The organism is Nocardiopsis yanglingensis (assembly GCF_045809185.1).
Taxonomy (GTDB): Bacteria; Pseudomonadota; Gammaproteobacteria; order Xanthomonadales; family Xanthomonadaceae; genus Stenotrophomonas; species Stenotrophomonas yanglingensis.
In genome coordinates, this window is record NZ_JBJNRH010000012.1 from 129,080 (window position 1) to 151,754 (window position 22,675).

A 22,675-nucleotide genomic window follows, 5' to 3' on the forward strand; every position below is an offset into this window, starting at 1 on the left:
TGGGGGGGCGGCGCGGGGCCCCCCAACCCTTATGTGGGCGCCCCCCGGGGGGGGGGGCCCCCCCCCCCCCCCCCACTACCGGGTTCGCGTTACTGGCGGCGTACCGACTGCACGACCGACAGCCGGCGCAGGCGGCGCATCACTTCGGCCAGGTGGTTGCGATCGCGTACCTGGATGTTGAACGCCAGCACCGCGGCGTTGAAGTCGCGGTCCAGGTAGTCCACGCGCTCGATGTTGGAATGGCTCTGCGCGATGGCCGCGGCCAGCTGCGCCAACACGCCGGTGCCGTTCTCCACTTCCACCACCAGCGAGGTGTCGTAGTCGCCGGAAACGGTGGTGTCCCAACCGATCGGCACCCAGCGCTCGGGCGACTTGCGCAGTTCGGCCAGGTTCGGGCAGTCCATGCGGTGCACCACGATGCCCTTGCCGGCGGTGTGGTAGCCCATGATCTCGTCGCCGGGAATCGGCTGGCAGCAACCGGCAAAGGTGACCACGCCGCGCTCGCTGCCGTTGATCAGGATCTTTTCCTGCGAGTGGTGGCGCGAATGCGGGCCACCACGCAGTTCGGCGTAGGCCATCAGTGCCTGCGCGGCCTGGGTCGGCATCCAGTTGCCCAGCGCGACCTCGGCCAGCAGCGCCTCCAGGCGCGGGAAACGATGCTCGGCCAGGAACGCATCCAGGCGCCCCTTCGGCAGCCGCTCCAGCGACGAATCCATCGCTTCCAGCGCACGGTCGAGCATGCGGTGGCCCAGCTGCACGGCATCTTCGTGCTCCAGCTGCTTGAGCTGGTGGCGGATGGCGGTGCGCGCCTTGCTGGTGACCACGAATTCCAGCCACTGCGGTTTCGGCGTGGCCGAGCGCGCGGTGATGATCTCCACCGACTGGCCCGAGACCAGTTTGGTACGCAGCGGCACCAGTTTCTTGTCCACGCGCGAAGCCACGGCCATGTTGCCGACATCGGTATGCACGGCGTAGGCGAAGTCCAGCGCGGTGGAATTGCGCGGCAGGGCGAGGATCTTGCCCTTCGGGGTGAACAGGTAGACCTCGTCCGGGAACAGGTCGACCTTGACGTTGTCGAGGAACTCCAGCGACGAACCGGCGGCGCGCTGCGAGTCGATCAGTTCGACGATCCAGGCATGCGCGCGGCTCTGCGCGCTGTTCGGTGAATCGCCACCGAACTTGTAGGTCCAGTGCGCGGCCACGCCACGTTCGGCGATCAGGTCCATTTCCTCGGTACGGATCTGCACTTCAATCGGCGAACCATACGGCCCGAACAGCACCGTGTGCAGCGACTGGTAACCGTTGGCCTTGGGAATGGCGATGAAGTCGCGGAAGCGGCCATCCAGCGGCTTGAAGGCGGCATGCACCGAACCGAGCGCGTGGTAGCAGCTGGGCACGCTGCGCACGACCAGGCGGAAGCCGAACACGTCCATCACCTGGTCGAAGGATTTGTTCTCGTCGCGCATCTTGTTGTAGATGCTCCACGGGGTCTTGATGCGGCTGACCAGGCGGTGCTCGATGCCTTCCTTCGCCAGCCGCTGCGACAGCTGTACTTCCACCTGCGCCAGCGCTTCACGGCGTACCACCGGCTGGCTGCGGATGTGTTTTTCCAGGATCGCGTGACGCCACGGATACAGCGCCTTGAAGCCGAGGTTCTGCAGCTCGCTCTTGACCAGGCTCATGCCCAGGCGCTGGGCGATGGGCGCGTAGATCTCCAGCGTCTCGCGGGCGATGCGGCCGCGCGCTTCACGGCTCTGCGCGCCCAGCGTGCGCATGTTGTGCAGGCGGTCGGCCAGCTTGATCATGATCACGCGCAGGTCGCGCGACATCGCCAGCAGCATCTTGCGGAAGCTCTCGGCGGCCGCTTCCTGGCGGTCGCGGAACTTCAGCTTGTCCAGCTTGGTCACGCCGTCGACCAGCTCAGCCACGGCTTCGCCGAACTCGGCGGCCAATGCCTCACGGGTCAGCGGCGTGTCTTCGATGGTGTCGTGCAGGATCGCGGCGATCAGCGCTTCCACGTCCAGGCCGAGCTCGGCCAGCACCTGGGCCACGGCCACCGGATGGGTGATATAGGGCTCGCCCGACTTGCGCGTCTGCCCAGCGTGCGCGGCGGCTCCGACTTCCCAGGCGCGGCGCAACAGCGGCAGCTGTTCCGGCGGCAGGTAATGGGCGGCGCGTTCAAGCTGGAGGACGTAGTCGGGTACGGCGGCAGCGGGGGCTGCGGCGACCTTGGCAGTGGGGCCTGGGTTCATGCCCGAAGCCTATTCCAGCGCGACGTTTACGGCAAATCCTGAATGCGAAACAGCCCGCACGGGGCGGGCTGTTCGGCACATCCAACGATTACGTTGATCGATGCGATCAATCGTCGTTCTTGGACATGTCTTCGTCGGCGACCACTTCGGCGGCGGCCCACTCCAGCGCTTCGCGCTCGGCGCGCTCACGCTCGGCCTTCTCGACTTCGTCGATCAGCGCGTTGTCGATCTTGCGGGCGGCGATTTCGCGCAGCGCCAGCACGGTCGGCTTGTCCTCGGTCTCGCTGTTGTCCAGCGTGGCCTGCACGCCGTTGGCGAGCTGGCGGGCACGCTTGGAAGCCATCATGACCAGTTCGAAACGGTTGTTAACGACTTCCAGGCAATCTTCTACGGTGATGCGGGCCATACGGGCTCCCGGCGACCGGTCGGCCGCTCAGTCGAATGAGGGAAAGGGGACGGAGTGTACTGGCAGGGGCTGGACAAAATCAAGCCAACCCCTACCCGATTCTTTTGGAATCAGTCAGTTGCGCCCGGATCGGGGGTCAACAGGGCCTGGATCAGGCCGGCGTGGCGGACCTTCTGGGCCTCCCGGCGCAGGCGGCTGGCGGTGAAGATGGCGCACAGTTCGTCCACCGCGGTGTCGAACACCTCGTTGACGATGACGTAATCGAACTCGTTGAAGTGCAGCATCTCGTCACGGGCCGCGCCCAGGCGCTGGGCGATGACCGCCTCGCTGTCCTGCCCGCGCTTGCGCATGCGGTCCTGCAGGGCCTGCTTGGACGGCGGCAGGATGAACACGGTGACCGTGCCCGGCACCAGCTGGCGCACCTGCTGCGCGCCCTGCCAGTCGATTTCCAGCAGCACGTCCTGGCCGGCGGCCAGCTGAGGTTCCACCGACTGGCGGGCGGTGCCCTTCCAGTCGCCGTGCACCCAGGCATGCTCGAAGAAGTCGCCGGCGGCGATCATTTCCTCGAACTTCTCCGCAGAGACGAAGTGGTAGTGCTGGCCGTTCACTTCACCGGGGCGCATCGCGCGGGAGGTGAAGGAGATCGACAGGGCGATCTGCGGGTCACGCGCCAGGGTGGCATTGACGATGCTGCTCTTGCCGGCGCCGGACGGGGCGGCAACGATGTACAGCGTGCCGCGCGCAACGGCGTCCGACGGCTTCGGCGGGGCGCTCATGCGGGGGATCCAACGGGTTGATTTCGCAAAATTTTTCCTCGGTGTTCCAGATCCGGCGCGGAGGATCGCGCCAGGACGGCGGGGGCTGCGCGGAACATCCTGGAACCAGGCCCGGCAGACGCTTCCCCGGGGTGCGGGCACGCAACTTTACCAGAGCCGCCCCTTTGCGCGCCCGCCCGGCAGGCGCCGGGCCTTGTGCCACATGGGCATCCGGGCGCCTGTGCTATAACCGGGCCGTACCCAACGACAGCCCGGAGGCCTGCGCCTCCCCGCCATCCCAGGAGAACGGCATGCCATCGATGAGCCGCCGCCAGTTCCTGAAAGTGACCGGGACAACCCTGGTCGGCTCCAGCCTGGCATTGATGGGCTTCGCGCCCGGTATCGCGCTCGCGGAGGTCAGGCAGTACAAGCTGACCCGCGCGACCGAGACCCGCAACACCTGTACATACTGTTCGGTGGCCTGCGGCATCCTGATGTACAGTCTCGGCGATGGCGCCAAGAACGCCGAGCCGAGCATCTTCCATATCGAGGGCGACCCGGACCATCCGGTCAACCGCGGCACGCTGTGCCCGAAGGGTGCCGGCCTGGCCGACATCATCCACAGCAAGTCGCGCCTGCTCTACCCCGAGTACCGCGCGCCGGGCTCGAACGAGTGGAAGCGGCTGAGCTGGGACGATGCGCTGGACCGCATCGCACGGCTGATGAAGGAAGACCGCGATGCCAACTTCGTGCAGAAGAACGAGGCCGGGCAGACGGTCAACCGCTGGCTGACCACCGGCATGCTGGCCGCCTCGGCCACCAGCAATGAAACCGCGGTGCTGACCCACAAGGTCGTGCGCTCCCTTGGCATGTTGGCATTCGACAACCAGGCACGTGTCTGACACGGCCCGACGGTGGCAGGTCTTGCCCCGACGCTAGGCCGTGGTGCGATGACGAATCACTGGGTCGACATCAAGAATGCCGACCTGATCCTGATCATGGGTGGCAATGCCGCCGAGGCGCATCCGTGCGGGTTCAAATGGGTGACCGAGGCCAAGGCACACAACAAGGCCCGGCTGATCGTGGTCGACCCGCGCTTCAACCGCTCGGCCGCGGTGGCCGACGTGTACGCGCCGATCCGTACCGGCACCGACATCGTGTTCCTGGGCGGCCTGATCAACTACCTGTTGACCGAGGACCGCATCCAGCACGAGTACGTGCTGAACTACACCGACATGTCGTTCCTGGTGAAGGACGAGTTCGCCTTCAAGGACGGCCTGTATTCGGGCTACAACGAGGAGAAGCGCAGCTACGACCGTTCCAGCTGGGACTACGCGTACGGTGACGATGGCTTCGTGCGCAGCGACCCGACGCTGAAGGACCCGCGCTGCGTCTATAACCTGCTCAAGCAGCACTACGCGCGCTACACCGTGGAGATGGTCGAACGCATCTGCGGCACGCCCGCCGACAGCATCCGCCAAGTCTGGGACATGATCGCGTCCACCGCCGGCAAGGACAAGGCGATGACCATCCTGTACGCGCTGGGCTGGACGCAGCACTCGATCGGTGCGCAGAACGTTCGTGCCGGCACCATGGTGCAGCTGCTGCTGGGCAACATCGGCGTGGCCGGTGGTGGCATGAACGCGCTGCGCGGGCATTCCAACATCCAGGGCCTGACCGACATCGGCCTGATGTCCGACCTGCTGCCCGGCTACCTGACGCTGCCGAAACAGGACGAACAGGACTACGACGCCTACATCGCCAAGCGCACGCAGAAGCCCCTGCGCGCCAACCAGATGTCGTTCTGGCAGAACTACCCGAAGTTCCACGTCAGCCTGATGAAGTCGTGGTGGGGCGATGCCGCTACCGCGGACAACAACTGGTGCTTCGACCACCTGCCCAAGCTCGACAAGCCGTACGACATGCTGCAGGCGTACGAGCTGATGAACGAGGGCAAGATCCACGGCTACATCTGCCAGGGCTTCAATCCGCTGGCTTCGGCGCCGAACAAGGGCAAGCTGATCAGCGCGTTCTCCAAGCTGAAGTTCATGGTCAGCATGGACCCACTGGAAACCGAGACCATCGCCTTCTGGCAGAACCACGGTGCGTTGAACGACGTCGACCCGAGCACGATCCAGACCGAAGTATTCCGCCTGCCGACCACCTCCTTCGCCGAGGAGAACGGCGCGGTAGTCAATTCCTCACGCTGGCTGCAGTGGCACTGGAAGGGTGCCAATCCGCCGGGCGAAGCGCGCAGCGACATCGAGATCATGTCCGAGCTGTTCCATCGCATCAAAGCGATGTACGAGAAGGACGGCGGTGCGTGGTGGGAGCCGGTGCGCGACCTGGCCTGGAAGTACTCCAACCCGGAACTGCCGACGCCGGAAGAACTGGCGATGGAATACAACGGCAAGGCACTGGCCGACGTATTCGATCCGAAGGACCCGACCAAGCTGGTGCGCAAGGCCGGCGAGCAGCTGGCCGCATTCGGCGACCTGCGCGACGACGGCAGCACGTCATCCGGCTGCTGGATCTACATCGGCGCCTGGGGCCCGACCGGCAACATGATGGCGCGGCGTGACAACAGCGACCCGACCGGCATCGGCAATACCCTTGGCTGGGCCTGGGCGTGGCCGGCCAACCGCCGCGTGATGTACAACCGCGCCTCGTGCGACGTGGCCGGCCAACCGTTCGACCCGCGCCGCACGCTGCTGGCCTGGAACGGGAAAAACTGGGGCAGCGTGGACGTGCCGGACTTCAAGGCCGACGAAGATCCTGCCGGCGGCATGGGTCCGTTCATCATGAACCCGGAAGGCATCGCCCGCTTCTTCGCCAAGGCCGGCATGGCCGAGGGACCGTTCCCGGAGCACTACGAACCGTTCGATACCCCGCTGCGCAGCAACCCGCTCAGCCCGGGGCAGGCACTGACGCTGAACAACCCGGCGGCACGCGTGTTCGCCAGCGATCGCGCACAGATCGGTTCGCCGGACGAGTTCCCGCATGTGGCCACCACCTACCGCCTGACCGAGCATTTCCACTTCTGGACCAAGCACGGCAAGTTGAACGCCATCATCCAACCCGAGCAGTTCGTCGAGATCGGCGCGGCGTTGGCCGACGAGCTGGGCATCAACAACGGCAGCCGCGTGCGCGTCAGCTCCAAACGCGGCCACATCGAAGCGGTGGCGATGGTGACCAAGCGCATCAAGGCCCTGCAGATCGATGGCAAAACCGTGCACCAGGTGGGCGTGCCGATCCACTGGGGTTTCCTCGGTGCGGCCAAGCCCGGATACATCGCCAATACGCTGACCAACGCCATCGGTGACGGCAACTCGCAGACGCCCGAATCGAAGTGCATCCTGGTCAAGGTCGAGAAGGTGTAGGAGACACGCCATGTCACTGCAATCCCTGGACATCATCCGCCGCTCGGCCACCACCACGCCCTCGCCGGAGGCGCGCGGTGCGCACACCGGCCAGGTCGCCAAGCTGATCGATGTAAGCAAGTGCATCGGCTGCAAGGCCTGCCAGGTCGCCTGCATGGAGTGGAACGACCTGCGCGACGAGGTCGGCAGCTGCGTCGGCAGCTATGACAACCCGCCCGACCTGAGCGAACAGTCGTGGACGGTGATGAAGTTCCGCGAGTACGAGGACGAGAAGGGCAAGCTGGAGTGGCTTATCCGCAAGGAAGGCTGCATGCACTGCAGCGATCCGGGCTGCCTGAAGGCCTGCCCGTCGCCGGGCGCGATCATCCAGTACGCCAATGGCATCGTCGACTTCCAGGAAGAGAACTGCATCGGCTGCGGCTACTGCGTGACCGGCTGCCCGTTCGACGTACCGCGCATTTCCAAGAAGGACCACAAAGCCTACAAGTGCACGCTGTGTTCGGACCGGGTGGCGGTGGGCCAGGAGCCGGCCTGCGTGAAGACCTGCCCGACCGGTGCGATCACCTTCGGCAGCAAGCAGGCGATGACCGAGCATGCCGCCGGCCGCGTGGAGGACCTGAAATCGCGCGGCTACGAGAACGCCGGCCTGTACGACCCGCAGGGCGTGGGCGGCACCCATGTGATGTACGTGCTGCAGCATGTGGACAAGCCGGAACTGTACGCCGACCTGCCCAAGGACCCGCGCATCAGCCCGATGGTGGAGGTGTGGAAGGGCGTGGCCAAGCCGCTGGGCGTGCTGGCGATCGCCGCCACCGCCTTCGCCGGCTTCCTGCACTACATCGGCATCGGCCGCAACACGGTGAACGAGGAAGAGGAAGAACACGCCGAGCGTGAAGCCGAGAAGATCGAGGAGGACCGGTCATGAGCCGCGCCCCACGCCCCCGCGAGATCATCCGCTACCGTGCACCGACCCGCATCAACCACTGGATCGTGGCGATCTGCTTCGTGCTGACCGCGCTGTCCGGGTTGGCGCTGTTCCACCCGGCCCTGTTCCCGCTGACCCAGTTGTTTGGCGGTGGACCGTGGACGCGCATCCTGCACCCGTTCATCGGCCTGGCCATGGTGATCGGCTTTGCACTGCTGGCGCTGCGGATGTGGCGTGACAACTTCCTCAGCGCGGATGATCGCGCGTGGATGCGCGGCATGCGCGATGTGCTGCGCAACGAGGACGAGAAGCTGCCGCCGGTGGGCCGCTTCAATGCCGGCCAGAAGCTGCTGTTCTGGGCCATCATCGGTTGCCTGTCGGCGCTGCTGCTGACCGGCTTCGTGATCTGGCGGCAGTACTTCAGCCACTTCTTCCCGATCGGGGTGATCCGCTTCTCGGTACTTGCCCATGCGCTGTTCGGCTGGGTGCTGATCTGCGCGATCGTGGTGCACATCTACGCGGCGATCTGGATCAAGGGTTCGGTGCGGGCGATGACCCAGGGCAAGGTGACGTATGGGTGGGCGTACAAGCATCACCGGCAGTGGTTCCGGGACATCCTGCGCGGACGGCGGGAACAGGGTTAGCGGCAGGGCCTGCGGCCCTGCACCCGCAGAGGCAACGTCAACGTCAAGAGCGGGTTTCCTGGGGGATGGCGGGGTGGGTCCGGTTGCGGGGGACGCTGCAAGTACGTCCATGTAAGCTCGGTCGCCGCATCCATGCGGCTCACGCCCCCGCAACCGGACCCACCCCGCCTTCGACAGGTTCCTGCGATCTGTCGGGACGGCGTTCTGCGTTGCTGTTGGTGGGTGTCGACCTTGGTCGACACAATGAACACGGCAACAACCGATGGGGTCAGATCCGTTTTCCTATGGAAAACGGATCTGACCCCAACCATTTCAAATGGCCTGCAATGCGCTGGACGCCAGCGCCTACAACGGCGAGGATGGAGGCTGGTTCTTCTGGCTGGCCCTGCATGGCGCAACGCATCCTTGAACCCGGTGAGATCGAGACGCTGGCCTCGCGCGATGTTCCGCGCATCATCCTGCCCGATACCGCGTCGCTGTTCGCCGAGCGCGCGGCGCGTCTGCGCAGTCTGGCAGGACACAGTGCCATCGGCGGTTACCTGCAGCTGCTGGCGGCACTGGCCGATGCGCAGCAGGCGCTGCTGGAAGCGTTGACACCGCAGCAGCGCGAGGAACTTCAGGCGCAGGCGCGCGCGCAGCAGTCGAGTGCGGCGGCCGGTGCCGGCATGCCGTTGCGGCCGGCCAACACGCTTCAACTGGATGGACGCTGGCGCGATTGGTTGCGCACGCTGTGCCAGCACTGTGCCGACGAGGCCGGGCTGCCGGTGGAAACCCGTCAGGAGCTGCAACGCGTCGCCGCGGCCGACGACGCCTGGCTGGATGCGCAGGCGCATGCGGTGCTGGAGCGTGATGACGCGCCGTCGGTGGATGCGGTGGCTGCGCTGCTGGTGATGAACGCGCTGCAGGTGTACTGGGCGGTACTGGCGGACAGCTTCCGCCCCGCCGACCTGAAGCCGCTGGCCGATGCACCGGGGCTGTGCCCGCTGTGCGGCACCCTGCCGGTGGTCAGTGTGGTGCAGGCACGGCCGCCCTATGCGTCCTACCGCTACCTGTCGTGCTCGCTGTGCGCCTGCCAGTGGCACTACGTACGCGTGCAGTGCAGCCAGTGTGGTGCCGCCGGCAAGGACATCGCCTACCGCGCCCTGGCCGATGTGGATGGCGACAGCGGCGAGGCCGTGCGCGAGAGCGCGGTCCGTGCCGAGACCTGCGACCACTGCCACAGCTACCGCAAGATCCTGTATCTGGAAAAGGATCCCTCACTGGAACCGGTCGCCGATGACCTCGGCACGCTGGCACTGGACCTGCTGCTGGGCGAGGAAGGTTATGCGCGCGCCAGCCAGAATCCGCTGCTGTGGCAATCCGACGGCGAGTGAGGCGATGACAGCCATGCCCCCCACCCCGGCATCGGTTTCCGCCCTGCCCTCGCTGGACCGGTTGCTGCGTCTGCCTGCCTTGGCAGCATTGATCAACGGCCACGGCCGCAGCCGTATCACCCAACTGCTGCGTTCGCACCTGCAGGCGCTGCGCGACCGTATCAGCGCCGGCCAGCTGTCGACCGCGCAGCTGCAGGAAGCGGTTGACGGTCCGGCGCTGGTTGCGGCGGTCGAGGCCGCACTGGCCGCTGATGCACGGTTGGATCTGCAGCCGATGTTCAACCTGACTGGCACCGTGCTGCACACCAACCTTGGCCGCGCACTGCTGCCCGACGCCGCCGTGCGCGCGGTCACCCGCGCGATGACCGCGCCGGTGGATCTGGAGTTCGACATCAGCCGCGGCCGTCGCGGCGACCGCGATGCACGGGTGCAGGCATTGATCTGCGAACTGACCGGCGCTGAAGCCGCCACCGTGGTCAACAACAATGCTGCGGCGGTCCTGCTGCTGCTCAACAGCCTGGCCAACCGCCGCGACGTGGTGGTGTCACGCGGCGAGCTGGTGGAGATCGGCGGTGCCTTCCGTATTCCCGATGTGATGCGCAGTGCCGGCGCGCGGCTGCTGGAAGTGGGCACCACCAACCGCACCCACCCGGCCGACTTCGTCCACGCCATCGGCACCCGCACCGCGCTGCTGATGGAGGTGCACGCCAGCAACTACGCGATCACCGGCTTCACCGCCAAGGTCGACACCTCGGCGATGGCAGCGATCGCGCACGAGCATGACCTGCCGCTGGTGGTGGACCTGGGCAGTGGCAGCCTGTGCGACCTGGCGGCATTCGGCCTGCCGCACGAACCCACCGTGCAGGAAACGCTGGCGGCCGGCGCCGATCTGGTGTCGTTCAGCGGCGACAAGCTGCTGGGCGGGCCACAGGCCGGCATCATCGCCGGTCGCGCCGATCTGATCGCACGGATCAACCGCAACCCGCTCAAGCGCGCACTGCGCATGGACAAGATGGGCCTGGCCGCGCTGGAAGCGGTGCTGGCCCTGTACCGCGAACCGGAGCTGCTGGCACAGCGGCTGCCGACCCTGCGCACGCTGTCGCGCACACAGGATGACATCGATGTGCAGGCCCAGCGCCTGCTGCAACCGATGCGTGCTTCGCTGGCGGCAGACTACACCCTCGAGCCTGCGCCGGTGTGCAGCCAGATCGGCAGCGGCGCGCAGCCACGGGCGCAGCTGGCCAGCGCCGGGCTGCGCATTGCCAGCGCACGCCGTGGCGGACTGGATCGCCTGGCCAAGCGCTTGCGTCAGCTGCCGCGGCCGGTGCTGGGCCGCATCGCCGATGACGCGTTGTGGCTGGACCTGCGCTGCCTGGAACCGGCCGACGAAGCGGTTTTCCTGGCCCAATGGGACATGCTGCAGGCATGATCGTCGGCACCGCCGGGCATATCGACCATGGCAAAACAAGCCTGGTGCGTGCACTGACCGGCATCGAAACCGATCGCCTGCAGGAAGAACGCACGCGTGGCATCTCCATCGAACTGGGTTACGCCTATGTTCCGGTGGAAAGCACGGAGGACTACGGTCCGGCGACAACGCTGGGCTTCGTCGACGTGCCCGGCCATGAGCGCTTCGTACACACAATGGTGGCCGGCGCCACCGGCATCGATGTCTCCCTGCTGGTCGTCGCCGCCGACGACGGCGTGATGCCGCAGACCCGCGAGCATCTGGCGATCCTGCAACTGCTGGGCGTGAACCGCGGCGCGGTGGCCCTGACCAAGATCGACCGTGTGGATGCGGCGCGCATCGCCCGGGTCGAGATCGAGATCGCTGCGCTGCTGGCCGCGACACCACTGCAGGATTCCCCTCTGTTCGCCTGCAACAGCACCGCACCCGACGATGCCGGCATCCGCGCACTGCGTACCCAGCTGCACGCTTGGGCGGCGGACGACGCCAGCACGCGCCAGGCCGAACTGCGCAACGAACTGTTCCGCATGCCGGTGGACCGCGTGTTCTCGCTGGCCGGCCACGGCACACTGGTGACCGGCGCGGTACATGGCGGCATCGCCGCGGTGGGTGAGCATCTGCAGCTGATGCCGGCCGCCACTGAGGTGCGCGTGCGCAGCATCCACGCACAGAACCAGGCCAGCGACCACGCGATGGCCGGACAACGCTGCGCGTTGAACCTGGCCGCCATCGCCCGTGACGAGATTCATCGTGGCGACTGGATTGCCGACCCGCGCGCGCTGTTGGCCACTACCCGCGTCGACGTGCGCCTGCGGCTGTCCGCGTTGGCCGCACCGTTGCGCGACTGGGCGCCGCTGCATATTCACTGGGGCACGATGCACCGGCAGGCCCATGTGGTGCTGCTGGAGGACCACGACCTCGGCGATGGGCAGTTGGTGCAGCTGGTGTTCGATGCACCGGTCTGCGCGATGTGTGGCGATCGTTTCATCGCACGCGATTCAGCGGCCACCCACACGCTGGGCGGTGGCATCGTGCTCGATCCGGACCCGCCACAGCGGCGCCGGCGCAGTCCTGCACGACTCGCGTGGCTGGGAGCACTGGAGCAACTGGCCGCGGGTGCGGGAATCGGCCCACTGTTGCAGCAGGCGCCCTTCGGCATTGCCATGGCCGCGCTGCAGCGCTACTGCCGGCGTGCGGCCGACCGGATCGATCTTCCTGCAGACGCACAGCGCATCATCACCCGCGAAGACACGGTGATCATCCTCGCCTCGCACTGGCTGGCATTGCGCGAGCAGGTGATCACCTCACTTCGCGGCTGGCACGAGCGACGCCCGGACGAACCCGGTGTCGACAGCGGGCGCCTGCAGCGCAGCACCCTGCCCTCGCTTGCAGCGAGCCTCTGGAATGCGCTGCTGCAGGACCTGCTGACCGATGGCACGCTGCAACGCGTGGGTGCCTGGTGGCGCCTGCCCGGCCATGACCACGCATCACCAGAACGCGAACGACTTCTGCTGGAACGCGTGCTGCCGCAACTGCATGCCGGTGGCTTCGATCCGCCGTGGGTGCGCACCCTGGCCGCCGATATCGGTCTGGCCGAGGAGGATGTCCGCGCGGTCCTGCGCCGGGCCGCCGCGCGTGGCGATCTGTTCCAGGTGGTACCGGATCTGTTCTATGCACCGGCCCGCATCGCCGAGCTGGCCGCGATCGTCGCGCAGCTGTCACAGGCCACCGGCACGGTGGATGCGGCGGCCTTCCGCGATGCCATCGGCCTGGGCCGCAAACGCAGCATCCAGATCTTGGAGTTCTTCAATCGCGTTGGCTACACTCGACGCGTCGGTGACCAGCATCGGCCGCGCGGCGACCTGCAGTGGAACGCAGTCCGCGACTGAGCCCACCGGTACCGCCGTACTTTCGGAAGGCATGCGCATCCGGGCATGCGGCTGGGCTTCAAACCCAGTAGGGGGCGTCGATCGTTCCCTGGTAGGTTCGACTCCTGCTGCCTTCCGCCATTCGTGTTTCCGCAGGAGATGTCGGCATGGCCACGCACGCGCAGTCCCCCGCTCCTTCAACGGCCGATGCCCCGCAACGACTGACCTCGCTGGCACACGGTGGTGGCTGCGGCTGCAAGATCGCGCCGGGCGTGCTGAGCGAACTGCTGCGCGGCGTTCCGGCGCTTCCGGCACCGGCTGAGCTGCTGGTCGGCCGTGAGACCAGCGACGACGCGGCGGTGTACCGCCTCGATGACCGACAGGCGATCGTCGCCACCACCGATTTCTTCATGCCGATCGTCGACGACCCCTTCGACTTCGGCCGCATCGCCGCCACCAATGCCTTGTCGGATCTGTACGCGATGGGCGCGCGCCCGCTGTTCGCACTGGCCATCGTCGGCATGCCGATCAATACGCTGCCGCAGGACACCATCCGCGGCATCCTGCAGGGCGGTGAACGCGCCTGCGCCGATGCCGGCATCGTGGTGGCCGGCGGCCACAGCATCGATTCGGTGGAACCCATCTATGGCCTGGCCGCGATCGGCGTGCTCGACCCGCAGCGGCTCAAGCGCAATGCCGATGCCCGCGCCGGCGATGTGCTGGTGCTGGGCAAGCCATTGGGCGTGGGCGTGTATTCGTCGGCGCTGAAGAAAGAAGTGCTGGATGCCGAGGGCTACCGGCAGATGGTCGAGTCGACCACCCGCCTGAACAGCGTGGGCGTGCCGCTGGCCGCGCTGGACGGCGTGCACGCGATGACCGACGTCACCGGCTTCGGCCTGCTCGGCCACCTGCTGGAAGTGTGCCGCGCCAGCGGCGTCGCCGCCGAAGTGGACAGTGCACAGGTGCCGCTGCTGCCGCAGACCCTGGACCTGCTGCAACGCGGCTGCGTGACCGGCGCCTCCAACCGCAACTGGGCTTCCTATGGCGCCGAGGTGCGCTTCGCCGATGGGTTGCCGGCACACTGGCAGCCACTGCTGACCGACCCGCAGACCAGCGGCGGCCTGCTGGTGTCCTGTGCGCCGGAGGCAGTGGATGCGGTGCTGGCCAGCTTCCACGACGCGGGATTCGGCCAGGCGGCCGTGGTGGGGCGCTTGAGCGAAGGAACGCCGGGCGTCAGCGTGCGCTGATGCGCTGAAACGACAAGGGCGCCCGAAGGCGCCCCTGCTGTAGCGCTGGATGCAACATCACTCGATGTTCTGCACCTGTTCGCGGATCTGGTCGATCAGTACCTTCAGCTCCACCGCCGCATTGGACGTGCGGCTGTCCACCGACTTCGAGCCCAGCGTATTGGCTTCGCGGTTGAACTCCTGCAGCAGGAAGTCCAGGCGGCGGCCGACCGGCTCACGCTGCTTGAGCACGCGGCGGATCTCAACGATGTGGCTGCTCAGCCGGTCCAGTTCTTCATCCACGTCCAGCTTCTGCAGCCACAGCACCAGCTCCTGCTCGGCGCGGCCGGGATCGACCGGGTGCGGCAGGTCAGCCAGGCGTGCGGCCAGCTTGGCGCGCTGGCCGTCGCGAATGGCCGGAATCAGCGTGCGCACTTCGGTGGCGATGCGTTCGATGCCGTCCACGCGCTCGCTGATGGCCGCGGACAACTTGCCGCCTTCGCGCTCACGGGCCTCGATGAAGCCGTCCAGCACCTGGTCCAGCAGGGCCAGTGCCTCGACCTGCAGGGCGGCGGCATCGGTGGCCTCGCCGCGGGTCACGCCCGGCAGCTGCAGCAGGTCGGTGAAGCTGACCTGCAGGTTGGGGAAATCGGAGGTCAGGCGGTGGGCCAGGCGCCCCAGCTGGCCCAGCAGGGCCTCGTCCACCTGCAGGTTGGCGGCCGCTTCCGGCGCGCGCAGGCGCATCACCAGATCCAGCTTGCCGCGGCTCAGGCGCGCGGCGATGCGCTCGCGCAGCTGTGGCTCGAGCGCCCGCAGTTCCTCGGGCAGGCGGGTGCCGACCTCCAGGAAGCGGTGGTTGACCGAGCGCAGCTCGCAGCCCAGCGTGCCCCACGGGGTGACCCGCTCGCCGCCGGCGTAGGCGGTCATGCTTCGAATCATGGATTGTGTCCGGTGCGTGCAAAGGGGGAATGGTACCCTAGCGCCCTCACCAGAGCCCCCTTGCCCGCCCCGTGAAGGCCGCGGGCGTGGCGGCGTACTCCCTCGCCATTACGGAACCCGCACCATGTCCGATTCCCGCCCCAGCGGCCGCCAGCCCGACCAGCTCCGCCCGGTCGTCATCCAACGCGGCTTCACCCGCCACGCCGAAGGTTCGGTGCTGGTGTGCTTCGGTGAAACCCGTGTGCTGTGCACCGCCAGCGTCGAGAACCGCGTGCCGGGCTTCCTGCGCGGCAAGGGCGAAGGCTGGGTGACCGCCGAGTACGGCATGCTGCCGCGCGCCACCCACACCCGCAGCGACCGTGAAGCCACCCGTGGCAAGCAGGGCGGCCGCACCCTGGAGATCCAGCGCCTGATCGGCCGCAGCCTGCGCGCGTGCGTGGACCGCAACGCGCTGGGCGAACGCACCATCACCCTGGACTGCGACGTGCTGCAGGCCGACGGTGGCACCCGCACCGCCGCCATCACCGGTGCCTACGTGGCCCTGGTCGATGCGGTGAACGTGCTGATGAAGCGCGGCGACATCAAGCGCAACCCGATCCTGGGCGCCGTGGCTGCGGTGTCGGTGGGCGTCTACCGCGGCACCCCGGTGCTGGACCTGGACTACGCCGAAGACAGCGACTGCGACACCGACATGAACGTGGTGATGAACGACGGCGGTGGCTTCATCGAGCTGCAGGGTACCGCCGAAGGCCACGCCTTCCGCCGCGATGAACTGGACGCACTGCTGGGCCTGGCCGAGAAGGGCGTGCGCGAGTTGCTGGACGCACAGCAGGCAGCACTGTCGGCATGAACCGGCGCATCGCCCTGACCACCCTGGTGGTGGCCGACTATGACGAAGCCATTGCCTGGTACACCGGCAAGCTCGGCTTCTCGCTGCTGGAAGACATCGACCAGGGCAGCAAGCGCTGGGTGGTGGTCGGCCCGACCGACGGCAGCGCCGCCGCCCTGCTGCTGGCCCGCGCCAGCAACGAGGAACAGCGCAGCCGCATCGGCAACCAGACCGGTGGCCGCGTTGGCTTCTTCCTCAACACCGATGACTTCCACCGCGACCACGCGGCGATGCTGGCCGCCGGCGTCGAATTCCTGGAAGCACCGCGCGAAGAACCCTATGCAACGGTCGCGGTGTTCCGCGATCTGTATGGCAACACCTGGGACCTGCTGGAGCCCCGTCAATGAAGAAACTGGTACTGGCCAGCCACAACGCCGGCAAACTGGTGGAGATGCAGGAGATCCTCGCCGACCTGCCGCTGCAGATCACCTCGGCCGCTGAGCTGGGCTTGGGTGACGTGGAAGAGACCGGCCTGACCTTCGTCGAGAACGCGCTGCTGAAGGCGCGCGCGGCCTGCGAAGCGACCGGCCTGCCGGCGCTGGCCGATGATTCGGGCCTGATCGTCGATGCCCTCGGCGGTGCACCGGGCCTGTACAGCGCGCGCTATGCCGGTCACCCGACCAACGCCGCGGCCAACAACGCCAAGCTGCTGGACGCAATGGCCGACATCCCCGAAGGCCAGCGCAGCGCCCGCTTCTATGCGGTGATCGTGCTGCTGCGCCACGCCACCGACCCGCAGCCGCTGATCTGTGAAGGCCGTTGGGAAGGCCAGATCATCCGCGAACTGCGTGGCACCAATGGATTCGGCTACAACCCGGTGTTCCTGGATACCACCCACGGCCTGACCGCCGCGGAAATGGAGCCGGCCCTGAAGAACGCCATCAGCCACCGCGCCATTGCCCTGCAGCAGCTCAAGCAGCAGCTGGCGACGCTGTACTGACGCCACCCGATCGAACCAGGGAAGCCGGCCCGCGGCCGGCACTACCGATGAAGCCCATGCCGCACGCTCACGACCACTGCAACCACCTGCCCGGCGAAACCTGTTCGGGCGACCATGCCCACGACACTTCGGTACGGCTGGTGCCGCCGCCGCTGTCGCTGTACGTGCACCTGCCGTGGTGCGTGCGCAAATGCCCGTACTGCGATTTCAATTCGCACCAGGCCAAGGGCGAACTGCCGTTCGACGCCTACATCGACGCACTGCTGCGCGATCTCGACCAGGACCTGCCGCTGGTCTGGGGCCGGGTGGTGCACAGCGTGTTCTTCGGTGGCGGCACGCCCAGCCTGTTCCCGCCGGAAGCAATCGACCGTTTCCTGCAGCAGGCCAGCGCACGCCTGCGTTTCGCGCCCAATGCCGAGATCACCCTGGAAACCAACCCAGGCACGGCCGAACACGGCCGCTTCGACCGCTATCGCGCGGCCGGCGTCAACCGCCTCAGCTTCGGCATCCAGAGTTTCGACGATGCGATGCTCAAGCGCCTGGGCCGCATCCACGACAGTGGCGAAGCCGAGCGCGCGGTGAAGATGGCGCAGGACGCGGGCTACGACAACTTCAACATCGACCTGATGTACGCGCTGCCGGAACAGACCCTGGCCGGCGCCGAGGCCGATCTGGAACGCGCGTTCGCGCTGCAGCCGGCGCACATCTCGCACTACCAGCTGACCCTGGAACCGAACACGGTGTTCTTCGCGCGGCCGCCGCAGGGCATTCCCGATGAAGACAACGCCTGGGACATGCAGGAACACTGCCAGGCGCTGCTGGCACAGGCCGGCTTCGGGCAGTACGAGGTGAGCGCCTACGCACGCCCTGGCCGGCAGAGCGCACACAACCTGAACTACTGGCGTTTCGGCGACTACCTGGGCATCGGCGCCGGTGCGCACGGCAAGATCAGCTCGGGCGCTGAGGAACACGTGCTGCGCCGCTGGAAGCTGAAGCATCCGCAGGCCTACCTGGACAGCGCGGGCACCCCGGCCTCATTCGGTGGCGACGACGTGATCGCGCCTGAGCGCCTGCCCTTCGAGTACATGCTGAACCTGCTGCGCCTGCACGAAGGCTTCGGCCTGCGCGATTTCGAGTCGCGCACCGGGCTGCCGCGCAGCGTGCTGGACGCACCGCTGGCCGAGGCCGTACAGCGCGGCTGGCTGGACGTGACGGATGGCCATGTGCAGCCGACCGAACTGGGCCGCCGCTTCACCAACGATGTGGTGAGCCTGTTCCTGGAGGATTGATCCTCCTGCCTCGCATCCGCCGGGCCATGCCCGGCGAACAAGGTGCACATTCACCCTAAAGTAGCGCCGACGGCGGCCGACACGGTAGATTCACAAGATCGATCCGCGGGAATCCGGGTACCGCCTGCCGATGTCAGCTGTCTTCTCCATAACCTCTGCCGACAACGCCCGTCTGGCTGCCAGTAACCTGCCACCGCGGGTGCGTGAGCTGCTGGGCGGCTTGATCGGCCTGTGCCGGCAGACGCTGGCCGCCCCTCTGATCCTCACTGTCGAAGCGCTGGAACAGACGCTGCTGCACGACGCCGATCGCGCGCGCAATCCACAGCTGCAGGCTGAACTGATGGCCCAGCGCGGCCAGCTGCACGCGTTCTCCGGCCATTTCGCCGACCGCATGCTCGATGCCGTGGCCGATGCACTGATACGGCTGCGCGAACCCGCCACCGGCGCCAGCGTTGGTGCCACGCCCCCGCCGTTGCCCGGCATGCTCGGGCTGTCGCTGGTCGATGAACATGAGGTGGACCGCGACCTGCTGCTGACCGAGATGGTGCGACGGGAGACGCTGCGTTCGACCAACACACTGAACCTGCTGGGCCAACGCCTGGGCGTGCTGGCCGCGGCACCGGCCTTCGAAGCCGATACCCTGCCGCTGGCACCGCAGGCACTGTGCGCGATGCTGCGCCGGATCGCCGAACAGGATGCGCTCAGCGTCGAAGTCCAGTTGGCGCTGTATCGCAGCTTCGAGCGCCAGGTGCTGGAACGCCTGGGCGACATCCTCGACCGCGCCAATGCGCTGCTGGCACAGAATGGCGTGCTGCCCGGCCTGGTCTACACCCCCTACCTGGCGCGCTCGTCGAGCACGCGGCGGATCATCACCCAGTCGGTGGGCGGTGGGCGCGCGACCCAGCCAGCCAAGCGCGCCGCGGCGCCACTGACCGGCTGGAACGGATCGGCACCCGCCGGTTCCTGGTCGAGTCTGGTGCAGGACGCTTTCCAGGATGGCGGCGCAGCCGGCACGGCCCTGCCCGGCCTGACCACCTCCACCGGCAGCGCGCTGCATGAGTTGCTGCAGCAGGCACGCCATGCCAGCGCAGCACCCGCGGACCGCGATGCGGTGCCGAGCGCGGCAGTTGATGCAGTGCTCGCGCGCCTGCAGGCCCAGTCCAGCTCGGCCACCGGCGTCGCCGACCTGCAGGCCGCCGTAGTAGCGCAGCTGCGCAGCGAGCACGGCGCGCAGGCCCAGCTGGGCAGCCACGACCGCGACAACCTCGACCTGCTGCGCATGCTGATGCAGCAGGTACAGCAGCAACAGCGCCCCGACCCGGTGCCGGCCGCCCTGCTGGCGCGCCTGCAGGTACCGCTGGCACGCGCGGCGATGGCCGATCCGGGCTTCTTCGTGCGCGACGAACACCCGGCGCGCGAGCTGCTCAACCAGATTGCCGAAGTTGGCGCCAACTGGCTGGGCGACGATGATGTCGACCCGCAGCTGCTGCAGCGCATGGCGCAGAGCGTGCAGGGCCTGCTCGGCCAGGACGCACGGGCGCCGGATGCTTTCGCCACCGCCAATGAAGACGTACAGCAGCACCAGCGTGCTGCGGCGCATCGCGCCGAGCTGGCCGAGCGCCGCCATGTGGAAGCCGCGCGCGGCAAGGAACGATTGGAACTGGCGCGTCGCCAGGCCACCGCACAGATCGACCAGTGCTGTGACACGCAGTCGCCACCGCGCTTCGTGCAGACCCTGCTGCGCCAGGCCTGGGCCGACGCCCTCACCCTCACCCGCCTGCGCCACGGCGACGACTCACCGCAGTGGCAGGAACGCCTGCAGCAGACCCAGCGCATCGCCGCCATCACCGCGCAGGCCGTCGATGCCCCTGTCGGCACCGATACCGCGTTGGCAGCGGACGTGGAGGCCGCCCTGCTGCAGGTCGGCTACCACGCCGAAGAAGCCGCCGCCGTCGCGCGCAGGCTGGCTACGCCCGGCGGCGAGGACGAGAGCACCTCGCGTACCGAACTCAGTGCCCGCCTGAAGGCACGTGCGCGTCTGGGCGAGCACGCCGGTACGCCCACCGGCACCGCGCCTGCAACGCCCCGCAGCAGTGCCGAAGAAGCGGCATACCAGCAGCTGTCCACGCTGCCATTCGGCAGCTGGTTCGACATCGATACCGGTGACGGCACGCTGCGCCGTCAGCGCCTGTCCTGGTACAGCCTGCTGACCGGCCACGCCCTGTTCGTCAATCCGCGCGGGCAGAAGATTGCCGATACCGACCTGGATACGCTGGCCCGGCAGATCAACGCCGGCCGTGCGCAGCTGGTCACCGAAGACAAGGCCCGGCTGGTCGACCGCGCCTGGGAAGCCAGCCTTGGCGCATTGCGCGCACTGGCGGCCGGCCACACGCAGGAGACCTCCGCATGAATACCCAGCCGCCGCAGGACACCCGTCGCGCACCGCGCCGCCAGGTCTCGGAGCTGGTCCCGGTCACCGACCAGATGCGCGAATGCGTGGTCGGCCGTCTCGGCAATGTTTCCGAAACCGGCATGCTGATGCTGGCCAGCGCGCCGCTGCGTGAGGACGCGCTGTACCAGCTGCGCTTCCCGCTGCCACTGGGTGACGGCCGCCAGCAGGACATCGATGTGGGCGTGCACCTGCTGTGGAGCGAGCCCGCACATGCACCCGGCCAGAGCTGGACCGGCTTCCGCTTCTTTACCCTGTCACGCGAACATCGGCAGCTGCTGCGCCAGTGGGTGGGCGAAGACAGCGACGAGGGACCGGTTTCGACGGCCTGAGTGCCGGTTCCGGCACAGCGGTTTTTCGCGGTATGCGGCAGAATCTAGGGCCGTTTTCCGTGTCGAGCCACCGCAATGATCCAGCAAGACCCCGGCGCCCTGTATTCCGACCACCTGGCCGTGCTGTGCCGACGCGCCGAACAGGCGCTGGCCCGCGGCGGCTTCGATCACCTGGTGGTGCCCAGCGGCACCCTGCACTATCAGGTGTTCGACGACCGCGACTACCCGTATGCGGTGAACCCGCAGTTCAAGGCCTGGCTGCCGCTGACCCGCGTGCCCAACAGCTGGATCGTGTTCACCCCCGGCAAGCGCCCGGCGGTGATCTTCCACCAGCCCTTCGATTACTGGCACGTGGTACCCGATGCGCCGAGCGGCTGGTGGGTGGAGCACTTCGACATCCACATCATCCGCAAGCCCGAAGAGGCGCTGGCGCTGCTGCCAGCCGACCCGTCGCGCTGTGCGATCCTCGGCGAGCCGCAGAGCGCGCTGGGCAACTACGTGCCGAACAACCCGGCACCGGTGGTGAACTACCTGGAGTGGCACCGCGGCAGCAAGACGCCGTATGAAATCGCGCTGATGCGCCAGGCGCAGGTGCTGGGCGTGCGCGGCCACCGCGCCGCCGAAGCCGCGTTCCGCAACGGCGCCGACGAGTTCAGCATCCACATGGCCTACTGCCAGGCCGTCGGCCAGGATGCCAACGAGCTGCCGTACGGCAACATCGTGGCGCTGAATGAACATGCCGCCGTGCTGCATTACACCGAGCTGGGCCGCAAGGCACCGCAGCCGCTGCGCAGCTTCCTGATCGATGCCGGTGCCAGCGCACACGGCTACGCCAGCGACATCACCCGCACCTACGCCGCGCAGGGCCACGACGAATTCGCGGCGATGATTGCCGCCGTCGACGCTGCCCAGCAGCAGATGTGCGCGGCGGTGCGTCCGGGCTTCGACTACAAGCAGCTGCATGTGGACGCGCATCTTTCGCTGATGGGCGTGCTGAAGGACTTCGGCGTGATCAAGGTCTCCCCACAGACTGCAGTGGAAACCGGCGTCAGCGCCGCGTTCTTCCCGCACGGCATCGGCCACCTGATCGGCCTGCAGGTACACGACGTGGCGGGGTTCGCGGCCAGCGACGAAGGCGGCCGCATCGAGCGCCCGGCGGGCCACCCGTACCTGCGCCTGACCCGCGTGCTGGAACCGAGCATGGTGGTGACCATCGAACCGGGCCTGTACTTCATCGACATGCTGTTGAACGAAGTGAAGGACGCCGGCCATGGCGATGCGATCAACTGGGACCGCGTGGACTTCTTCCGTCCGTATGGCGGCATCCGCATCGAAGACGAAGTGCTGTGCACTGATGGCGAAGCGGACAACCTGACGCGGCCGGAGTTTGCGGCGGCGAACGGCTGAGCCCCTCGTGGTTGGGCGCTTGGAGCAAAAGCCGCGCTTGGCGGGGCGGGGTGGGTTCGCGGGGGACGCCGTGAATCCATCCCTGGAGGCTTGGCCGCGGCATCCATGCCGCGGACACCCCCGCGAACCCACC

19 protein-coding genes and 1 tRNA gene are annotated in these 22,675 nt (G+C 67.5%); 16 read left to right on the plus strand and 4 right to left on the minus strand.

Annotated elements, in window-relative coordinates; genetic code table 11:
• Positions 1-89: 89 nt before the first annotated feature.
• From ACJ7C5_RS15975 to gmk, 3 genes are all read right to left on the minus strand, one after another.
• Positions 90-2,252 (minus strand): RelA/SpoT family protein, encoded by a 2,163-nt coding sequence (locus ACJ7C5_RS15975; RefSeq protein ID WP_412704439.1) that lies wholly within the window; start codon positions 2,250-2,252, stop codon positions 90-92.
• Positions 2,253-2,358: 106 nt separating this feature from the next.
• The gene (rpoZ, locus tag ACJ7C5_RS15980) at positions 2,359-2,658 is read right to left on the minus strand and encodes a DNA-directed RNA polymerase subunit omega (RefSeq protein WP_005410877.1); all 300 of its coding nucleotides are present in this window, start codon (positions 2,656-2,658) and stop codon (positions 2,359-2,361) included.
• Positions 2,659-2,768: 110 nt separating this feature from the next.
• Positions 2,769-3,434 carry a guanylate kinase gene (gene gmk, locus ACJ7C5_RS15985; RefSeq protein ID WP_093999554.1) on the minus strand — a complete coding sequence of 222 codons (666 nt, stop codon included), beginning with the start codon at positions 3,432-3,434 and terminating at the stop codon, positions 2,769-2,771.
• 290 nt (positions 3,435-3,724) lie between these two features.
• On the opposite strand from gmk, the gene ACJ7C5_RS21095 reads away from it, so the two are divergent.
• The 9 genes from ACJ7C5_RS21095 to selD all read left to right on the plus strand — a co-directional run bounded on the left by ACJ7C5_RS21095 (position 3,725) and on the right by selD (position 14,318).
• Positions 3,725-4,315 (plus strand): molybdopterin-dependent oxidoreductase, encoded by a 591-nt coding sequence (locus tag ACJ7C5_RS21095; RefSeq protein WP_005410879.1) that lies wholly within the window; start codon positions 3,725-3,727, stop codon positions 4,313-4,315.
• Positions 4,316-4,327: 12 nt separating this feature from the next.
• Complete coding sequence (fdnG, locus tag ACJ7C5_RS15990; RefSeq protein WP_093999552.1) at positions 4,328-6,793, plus strand: formate dehydrogenase-N subunit alpha; 2,466 nt, start codon at positions 4,328-4,330, stop codon at positions 6,791-6,793.
• A 10-nt stretch (positions 6,794-6,803) separates the two neighbouring features.
• Positions 6,804-7,718 (plus strand): formate dehydrogenase subunit beta, encoded by a 915-nt coding sequence (gene fdxH / locus ACJ7C5_RS15995; protein ID WP_412704440.1) that lies wholly within the window; start codon positions 6,804-6,806, stop codon positions 7,716-7,718.
• Positions 7,715-8,362, plus strand: coding sequence for a formate dehydrogenase subunit gamma (locus tag ACJ7C5_RS16000; RefSeq protein WP_412704441.1), 648 nt, complete (start codon positions 7,715-7,717; stop codon positions 8,360-8,362). The genes fdxH and ACJ7C5_RS16000 overlap by 4 nt, the downstream gene beginning before the upstream one ends.
• Before the next feature lie 389 nt (positions 8,363-8,751).
• Positions 8,752-9,735, plus strand: a complete 984-nt coding sequence (fdhE, locus tag ACJ7C5_RS16005; RefSeq protein ID WP_412704442.1) for a formate dehydrogenase accessory protein FdhE — start codon at positions 8,752-8,754, stop codon at positions 9,733-9,735.
• A 13-nt stretch (positions 9,736-9,748) separates the two neighbouring features.
• On the plus strand, positions 9,749-11,164 hold the full coding sequence (gene selA / locus ACJ7C5_RS16010) for an L-seryl-tRNA(Sec) selenium transferase (protein ID WP_412704443.1): 1,416 nt from the start codon (positions 9,749-9,751) through the stop codon (positions 11,162-11,164).
• Positions 11,161-13,092: a selenocysteine-specific translation elongation factor gene (gene selB / locus ACJ7C5_RS16015; RefSeq protein ID WP_412704444.1), complete on the plus strand. Its 1,932-nt coding sequence runs from the start codon at positions 11,161-11,163 to the stop codon at positions 13,090-13,092. The genes selA and selB overlap by 4 nt, the downstream gene beginning before the upstream one ends.
• A 24-nt stretch (positions 13,093-13,116) precedes the next feature.
• A tRNA-Sec gene (locus ACJ7C5_RS16020) sits at positions 13,117-13,212 on the plus strand.
• Between the two features lie 26 nt (positions 13,213-13,238).
• Entirely contained in the window at positions 13,239-14,318 is a 1,080-nt protein-coding gene (gene selD / locus ACJ7C5_RS16025) for a selenide, water dikinase SelD (protein WP_412704445.1), read from the plus strand.
• 57 nt (positions 14,319-14,375) lie between these two features.
• Here selD and ACJ7C5_RS16030 read toward each other — a convergent pair whose 3' ends face one another.
• Positions 14,376-15,224: a YicC/YloC family endoribonuclease gene (locus ACJ7C5_RS16030; protein WP_412704446.1), complete on the minus strand. Its 849-nt coding sequence runs from the start codon at positions 15,222-15,224 to the stop codon at positions 14,376-14,378.
• Between the two features lie 136 nt (positions 15,225-15,360).
• Here ACJ7C5_RS16030 and rph point away from each other — a divergent pair, with 136 nt between their 5' ends.
• The 7 genes from rph (at position 15,361) to pepQ (ending at position 22,542) form a co-directional block, all read left to right on the plus strand.
• A complete protein-coding gene (rph, locus tag ACJ7C5_RS16035) occupies positions 15,361-16,086 on the plus strand; it encodes a ribonuclease PH (RefSeq protein WP_412704447.1) in 726 nt (241 codons plus the stop codon).
• Positions 16,083-16,472, plus strand: a complete 390-nt coding sequence (locus ACJ7C5_RS16040; protein WP_412704448.1) for a VOC family protein — start codon at positions 16,083-16,085, stop codon at positions 16,470-16,472. The genes rph and ACJ7C5_RS16040 overlap by 4 nt, the downstream gene beginning before the upstream one ends.
• Entirely contained in the window at positions 16,469-17,065 is a 597-nt protein-coding gene (gene rdgB, locus ACJ7C5_RS16045; protein WP_412704449.1) for an RdgB/HAM1 family non-canonical purine NTP pyrophosphatase, read from the plus strand. The genes ACJ7C5_RS16040 and rdgB overlap by 4 nt, the downstream gene beginning before the upstream one ends.
• A gap of 56 nt (positions 17,066-17,121) precedes the next feature.
• Positions 17,122-18,354: a radical SAM family heme chaperone HemW gene (gene hemW / locus ACJ7C5_RS16050; protein WP_412704450.1), complete on the plus strand. Its 1,233-nt coding sequence runs from the start codon at positions 17,122-17,124 to the stop codon at positions 18,352-18,354.
• 130 nt (positions 18,355-18,484) lie between these two features.
• Complete coding sequence (locus tag ACJ7C5_RS16055) at positions 18,485-20,764, plus strand: DUF1631 family protein (protein ID WP_094002212.1); 2,280 nt, start codon at positions 18,485-18,487, stop codon at positions 20,762-20,764.
• Positions 20,761-21,135, plus strand: a complete 375-nt coding sequence (locus ACJ7C5_RS16060) for a PilZ domain-containing protein (RefSeq protein ID WP_412704451.1) — start codon at positions 20,761-20,763, stop codon at positions 21,133-21,135. The genes ACJ7C5_RS16055 and ACJ7C5_RS16060 overlap by 4 nt, the downstream gene beginning before the upstream one ends.
• Positions 21,136-21,210: 75 nt before the next feature.
• On the plus strand, positions 21,211-22,542 hold the full coding sequence (gene pepQ, locus ACJ7C5_RS16065) for a Xaa-Pro dipeptidase (RefSeq protein ID WP_412704452.1): 1,332 nt from the start codon (positions 21,211-21,213) through the stop codon (positions 22,540-22,542).
• Positions 22,543-22,675: the final 133 nt, after the last annotated feature.

What these genes read in the sequence shown, in the direction of transcription:
- ACJ7C5_RS15975 (WP_412704439.1), bottom strand. Translation starts at nt 2,252, where the DNA reads ATGAACCCAGGCCCCACTGCCAAGGTCGCCGCAGCCCCCGCTGCCGCC.
- rpoZ (WP_005410877.1), bottom strand. Translation starts at nt 2,658, where the DNA reads ATGGCCCGCATCACCGTAGAAGATTGCCTGGAAGTCGTTAACAACCGT.
- gmk (WP_093999554.1), bottom strand. Translation starts at nt 3,434, where the DNA reads ATGAGCGCCCCGCCGAAGCCGTCGGACGCCGTTGCGCGCGGCACGCTG.
- ACJ7C5_RS21095 (WP_005410879.1), top strand. Translation starts at nt 3,725, where the DNA reads ATGCCATCGATGAGCCGCCGCCAGTTCCTGAAAGTGACCGGGACAACC.
- fdxH (WP_412704440.1), top strand. Translation starts at nt 6,804, where the DNA reads ATGTCACTGCAATCCCTGGACATCATCCGCCGCTCGGCCACCACCACG.
- ACJ7C5_RS16000 (WP_412704441.1), top strand. Translation starts at nt 7,715, where the DNA reads ATGAGCCGCGCCCCACGCCCCCGCGAGATCATCCGCTACCGTGCACCG.
- fdhE (WP_412704442.1), top strand. Translation starts at nt 8,752, where the DNA reads ATGGCGCAACGCATCCTTGAACCCGGTGAGATCGAGACGCTGGCCTCG.
- selA (WP_412704443.1), top strand. Translation starts at nt 9,749, where the DNA reads ATGCCCCCCACCCCGGCATCGGTTTCCGCCCTGCCCTCGCTGGACCGG.
- selB (WP_412704444.1), top strand. Translation starts at nt 11,161, where the DNA reads ATGATCGTCGGCACCGCCGGGCATATCGACCATGGCAAAACAAGCCTG.
- selD (WP_412704445.1), top strand. Translation starts at nt 13,239, where the DNA reads ATGGCCACGCACGCGCAGTCCCCCGCTCCTTCAACGGCCGATGCCCCG.
- ACJ7C5_RS16030 (WP_412704446.1), bottom strand. Translation starts at nt 15,224, where the DNA reads ATGACCGCCTACGCCGGCGGCGAGCGGGTCACCCCGTGGGGCACGCTG.
- rph (WP_412704447.1), top strand. Translation starts at nt 15,361, where the DNA reads ATGTCCGATTCCCGCCCCAGCGGCCGCCAGCCCGACCAGCTCCGCCCG.
- ACJ7C5_RS16040 (WP_412704448.1), top strand. Translation starts at nt 16,083, where the DNA reads ATGAACCGGCGCATCGCCCTGACCACCCTGGTGGTGGCCGACTATGAC.
- rdgB (WP_412704449.1), top strand. Translation starts at nt 16,469, where the DNA reads ATGAAGAAACTGGTACTGGCCAGCCACAACGCCGGCAAACTGGTGGAG.
- hemW (WP_412704450.1), top strand. Translation starts at nt 17,122, where the DNA reads ATGCCGCACGCTCACGACCACTGCAACCACCTGCCCGGCGAAACCTGT.
- ACJ7C5_RS16055 (WP_094002212.1), top strand. Translation starts at nt 18,485, where the DNA reads ATGTCAGCTGTCTTCTCCATAACCTCTGCCGACAACGCCCGTCTGGCT.
- ACJ7C5_RS16060 (WP_412704451.1), top strand. Translation starts at nt 20,761, where the DNA reads ATGAATACCCAGCCGCCGCAGGACACCCGTCGCGCACCGCGCCGCCAG.
- pepQ (WP_412704452.1), top strand. Translation starts at nt 21,211, where the DNA reads ATGATCCAGCAAGACCCCGGCGCCCTGTATTCCGACCACCTGGCCGTG.